Source organism: Lutibacter sp., assembly GCF_040883305.1.
In the GTDB taxonomy this organism is placed as follows: domain Bacteria; phylum Bacteroidota; class Bacteroidia; order Flavobacteriales; family Flavobacteriaceae; genus Lutibacter.
Genome location: NZ_JBFLKT010000169.1, coordinates 1 through 5,006, shown reverse-complemented (window position 1 = coordinate 5,006; position 5,006 = coordinate 1). Strand labels below are relative to the sequence as shown.

6 protein-coding genes and 1 pseudogene are annotated in these 5,006 nt (G+C 28.8%); 2 read left to right on the top strand and 5 right to left on the bottom strand.

Annotated features, from left to right (window positions below):
* Positions 1-389: pseudogene (locus tag AB1Z17_RS05490) on the bottom strand (peptidase M1); the annotation flags it as partial.
* A gap of 2 nt (positions 390-391) precedes the next feature.
* Positions 392-1,279, bottom strand: coding sequence for an ABC transporter ATP-binding protein (locus AB1Z17_RS05485; protein WP_368050794.1), 888 nt, complete (start codon positions 1,277-1,279; stop codon positions 392-394).
* A 211-nt stretch (positions 1,280-1,490) separates the two neighbouring features.
* On the opposite strand from AB1Z17_RS05485, the gene AB1Z17_RS05480 reads away from it, so the two are divergent.
* Complete coding sequence (locus AB1Z17_RS05480; RefSeq protein ID WP_368050793.1) at positions 1,491-2,282, top strand: sensor histidine kinase; 792 nt, start codon at positions 1,491-1,493, stop codon at positions 2,280-2,282.
* Positions 2,282-2,980: a LytR/AlgR family response regulator transcription factor gene (locus tag AB1Z17_RS05475; protein ID WP_368050792.1), complete on the top strand. Its 699-nt coding sequence runs from the start codon at positions 2,282-2,284 to the stop codon at positions 2,978-2,980. The genes AB1Z17_RS05480 and AB1Z17_RS05475 overlap by 1 nt, the downstream gene beginning before the upstream one ends.
* A 48-nt stretch (positions 2,981-3,028) precedes the next feature.
* On the opposite strand, the gene AB1Z17_RS05470 is transcribed toward AB1Z17_RS05475, so the two are convergent.
* The 3 genes from AB1Z17_RS05470 to AB1Z17_RS05460 all read right to left on the bottom strand — a co-directional run.
* Positions 3,029-3,604: a helix-turn-helix domain-containing protein gene (locus tag AB1Z17_RS05470; RefSeq protein WP_368050791.1), complete on the bottom strand. Its 576-nt coding sequence runs from the start codon at positions 3,602-3,604 to the stop codon at positions 3,029-3,031.
* Positions 3,597-4,067 carry a hypothetical protein gene (locus AB1Z17_RS05465; RefSeq protein ID WP_368050790.1) on the bottom strand — a complete coding sequence of 157 codons (471 nt, stop codon included), beginning with the start codon at positions 4,065-4,067 and terminating at the stop codon, positions 3,597-3,599. The genes AB1Z17_RS05470 and AB1Z17_RS05465 overlap by 8 nt, the downstream gene beginning before the upstream one ends.
* A gap of 1 nt (position 4,068) precedes the next feature.
* On the bottom strand, positions 4,069-5,006 hold a 938-nt coding region (locus AB1Z17_RS05460; RefSeq protein ID WP_368050789.1), incomplete at its 5' end, for a serine hydrolase.

Here is a 5,006-nt window from a genome sequence, read left to right as displayed (position 1 = left end):
CAAGGCATAAATTCGCCTAACATCATACCAAATAAAACACCTGTAAACGCAAAAAATAAAACCGTAAATGATCCTAAAAATCGACCTATTAAATAATTTTTTTTGTTGATTGGCGTGGAAAACATTAGTGATTCTATGTTGTATTCAAAATCTCTCAACACAGAAACACCCATAATCATAGATGCCAAAATCATAAATATACCTGTAATAGCTCCCATTGTTTTTGCAATCACTAGAGGTGAATTTTTTTTCATAAGTCCCATTTCTGAACCTTGAAAAATAAAGTCAACACCCACAATTGAAAATAAAAATAAAAAGAGAAAAAACACATACGTGTCAGGTCGTTTAATTCGATATAGCAATTCGAATTTAAAAATATCATACCACATAATTAATTAGATTTAGGATTCGTAACATTGAATATTTCTGAGAAATACACATCTTCTAATTCAGCATTAATAAGAGAAAAACCATCACCAGGATTTTCATCACTTAAGATGTGAATGGTAGGTTTTCCTAGAAATAATTTTTCACTAATAACCTGATAATCTTGCTTGTATAGAGGTAATTCTCTTTTCTCAATTATTTTTTGATAGACTTTATCTTTTAAACTTTCTAATATTTCTAGTGGTTTACCTTTTAAACAAACTTGGCCTTTATTAATAATTGCCATATTTGTACATAGTTCTTTAACATCATCAACAATGTGCGTAGATAAAATAACTACTGTATGCTCTCCTAATTCACTTAATACATTGTAAAATCGATTTCTTTCTAAAGGATCCAATCCAGCTGTTGGCTCATCTACAATCAATAACTTCGGATTATTCAATAAAGCTTGAGCAATTCCAAAACGTTGTTTCATACCTCCGGAAAAACCATTAAGATTTTGTTTTCTAACATCATATAAATTGGTTTTGTATAAAAGTGCTTTTACTAATTCTTGACGTTCATTTTTATTGATGATACCTTTTAGTATGGCAAAATGATTCAATAATACTTCTGCAGATATTTTTGGATACAAACCAAATTGTTGCGGTAAATACCCTAAAACTTGTCGCAACTCATTTTTTTGTTGTAATACATCTATATCTCCAAGTTTTATGGAGCCTTGATCAGCTTCTTGCAATGTTGCAATGGTTCTCATTAAAGTGGATTTACCAGCACCATTTGGTCCTAATAAGCCAAACATTCCTGTAGGAATCTCTAAAGAAATATTTTGTAATGCTTTCACGCCATTGGCATAAGTTTTCGATAAATTATCAATAATAAGTTCCATATTGTTCGTTTTTAGATTGAATATTTACGCAAACATATATGCTATTACTAGTAAGAAAAAGGGAATGGGATACACACCAAACTAGGTGTGACACAAACACTTTTTGAAGGCACAAACGTACTTTATCACTCCTAACTGGTTATTTAAACCTATGTAGCGATTGTTTATCAACTAATTTGTAGGAGGGAATTTATTTGATTAATATTGGCCTATGAAGTTGAAAATATCAGAGAGTACAAAGAAAATTCTAAAACGGTTTTATAAAATAATGCTTGTAATTGCAGGTTTTATTCTTGTCCTGTTTAATGATACTTTTGGTAAATTAGAAGGGTTTGTAGAATTTATTGCATTGTACTTCATTATATTATTTATTACAATTGCCTATTGGATTTTTAAACAAATTAAATCTATTATCAAATTAAAGAATGAAAAAGAAAAAACAGAATTACTGCATTTAAAAAGTCAGGTAAATCCACATTTCTTTTTTAATACACTTAACAATTTATATGGATTAATGGAGAAAGACTCCAAGGAGAGGCAAATGGTACTCAAACTTTCTGATATGATGAGATATAGCATTTATGAAGGGGAAAAAGATTGGGTAACCCTCAAAAATGAATTGGATTATTTAAAAAATTATATAGAGCTTCAAGAAATTCGTTATCACAAAAAATCGGATGTACAATTCAATCATAAAATTGAAAATCCTAATGCTAAAATTATGCCTTTGCTATTTATTATTCTATTAGAGAATGCTTTTAAGCATGGTTTGGAAAATTTAGAAAAAGATGCATACATTCATATTGATTTAACTGAAAGTGAAAATGAAGTTCAATTTGTAATTGAAAATAATTTTGAATTACAACAAACATCAAATCAAGAAGGCATTGGTTTAAAAAACTTAAAAAGAAGGTTAAATTTGGTTTATCCAAAGAAACATTCGCTTTCTTTTGATGTAAACAGCAATATTTATAAAGTTATCCTATCTTTAAAGTTAAAATGATGAAATATTTAATCATAGATGATGAACATATAGCGCACAAGATAATCATGGAATATTGTGAAATGTTGCCTCATATGAAATTGCAAAAAAACTGTTATAGTGCTTTAGAAGCTCTGGAGTATTTGAGTACGCATAAAGTTGACTTAATCTTTTTAGATTTGAATATGCCAAAACTAAAAGGGTTTGAGTTTTTAAAAACATTAGCAACTCCTCCTAAAGTTATTGTAACAACAGCTTATAGTGAGTTTGCTATTGATGGTTACGAGTTAAATGTTATCGATTATTTATTAAAACCATTTAGTTTTGAGCGCTTTTTAAAAGCTATTAATAAAGTGATTTCTTCTAACACAAGTGGAATAAGAAAAGAAAGTAAAGAGGCTATAAAACCAAAAAAAAAGCATGTCTTTTTAAAACAAAATAATAGTCACATTCAGGTAGACCTTGATAATATTCTGTTTATTGAAGCTTCTGGCAATTACACAAAAGTTATTACGAGAAATAATACAATCAGTATTCGTGAAAAAATATCAGATACCATCCAACTGCTTTCTGACAATGATTTTCTTCAGGTTCATAAGTCTTTTGCTGTTTCAAAAAATCACATCATTCGTGTAGAAGGTAATAGAATTTATATTGGTGATCATATAGTACCTATTGGTAAACTATATAAAACAAATATTAATCAATTATTGAAGTAAATTGCTATTTCAGTAAAACACATATATACTTTGTTTTAGGCTGGCTTTTTATTTTAATATCGTAATATGGGGTTTATAATATACCTTCTTTTCATTACTAATTCTTATTGTATTTAATAATATAAAAATCAAATTGAAGAAATACATAACTCCAATAACAATGAAAATTATATTAAGTGTAAGATTTTCAAAAAGTCCAATTTTTGCCGTGAGAAACAACAAAAAAGGAATAAAAAACAAAAGTAATGTCCAAGTTATTTCAAAATTGATTAGATCTTTTCCTAATTTGTTGATGTTTTTAATTTTTCCTTTTCTTGATGTCCACAATATGAATGGTATTAAAATTCCAAGCAAAGGAAAGAACAGAAAAGTTAGAGCTGAGAGATTCAGATACGTCAAATACCTTTTATCTTCTTTTATTGACCAATCTATCAATTCATCTGGGCTTACTTTTAAAGCATTAGCTAATCGCTTTAATGACTCACCTGTTGGATTTGATTCACCTTTTTCAATCCGTTGTATAGTTCGTAAACTTAGACCAGATTCTTCTGCAAGGAATTCTTGAGACATTCCTTTCTGATTTCTTAACTTTTTTACTCTTAAAGCTAAATAATTGTTATCCATTTTTTAAAGGTTTATTTTTAGTGAATGTTTTTCTCTTCCTCATTATTGCTATTATTATTGAACCCAATAAGAATGCAGGGATTAATTGAACTAACGAACCATAAATTACATGATTTAATAATGCTTCACCAAAATTATGATAATATAATCCATAATGGGTGCCAATTTCCCATTTTGTATCTACCCACCAAAGTATGGCAACAGGAATCCTTGAAATAGGAGAAAAAATAATTAAACTTAATAAAAGGATGCGATAAGCCAGTTCTTTGTTAAACGTTTTAATACCTAAATATATAGAAAATCCTAGAGTGAGCCAAAGCAGTCCAATAATAAAAATAGCATTCTCTGGTAATCCTATCAATTCTAGAATATATCGGATTGGTGAAAGAAATAATGATATTATTATAGGTGTTTTAGCATAACTGATGGCTTGTTGCAAAAGAGTTTTTTCGTTATTTTTCATATTAATTCTTTTTAGCGATAATTTTACGACCAGATTGATTCATAGTTAAGCTAATAATCTTATTCTGTTCATTTTTATTGAAAGTAATTTCTGCATTTGATATTTTTAAAAAAAAATGATTTGGAGTCTCAGCAAAAAGTTCAATTCTTTTTGTTTGACCTGGAGCTAATAAGTATAAATGGTTCGAATCATTTAAGCCTATCGTTAGATTTACATTAGGCTTAACTTCATAAGATCCGACATGTTTTTTTAGTATTTCAAGAGGCACATCTACTGACTTTCTGTTTTGTTGCGCAATTTTATCATCAGAAGAAGTTTTATTAGCCTTAGGTGCAGTTACAAATAATTGGGCAACCTGTTTCGCAACGTTATTCACATTTTTACAATTGCAATTGGTTAAAGCCACGATATAAATATTTTCTTTTGGTAAAAAGAAAGCAATGGATGTAAAACCCTTTGTACTTCCTGTATGAGCTATAACAGGTGATTTTCCCAATTTTGCTAATCTAAAACCGTATCCATAAGGTATTTTTCTGCCGTTATTTAAAACAGATGCTTTTGTAGCTTGTTCGAAGCTAGCTTGTTTTAATAGGGTATTGGAAATCAGTGCATTTTGCCATTTTAATAGGTCTTCAACAGTAGATAAAATTGAGCCTGCTGAATAAGGTAAGGTTAAGCTCATATAGTCTGCATTGGTAAATTTATTTTGTTCCACTTGATAACCTGAAGCTCTATTTTTAATAATATCTTTAGTACTTCCATAGTATGAAGAAGACATTCCAATTCTTTCAAAAATATTTTTTTCTATAAAATCTCCATAGGCTTGTCCAGAAACGATTTCAATAATTCGACCCAGAAGAATATAACCAGCATTGCTATATTTAAAGCTTTCTCCAGGTTTAATCTCTAAAGGTTCATTTTTAAAATATGCAATAAGTT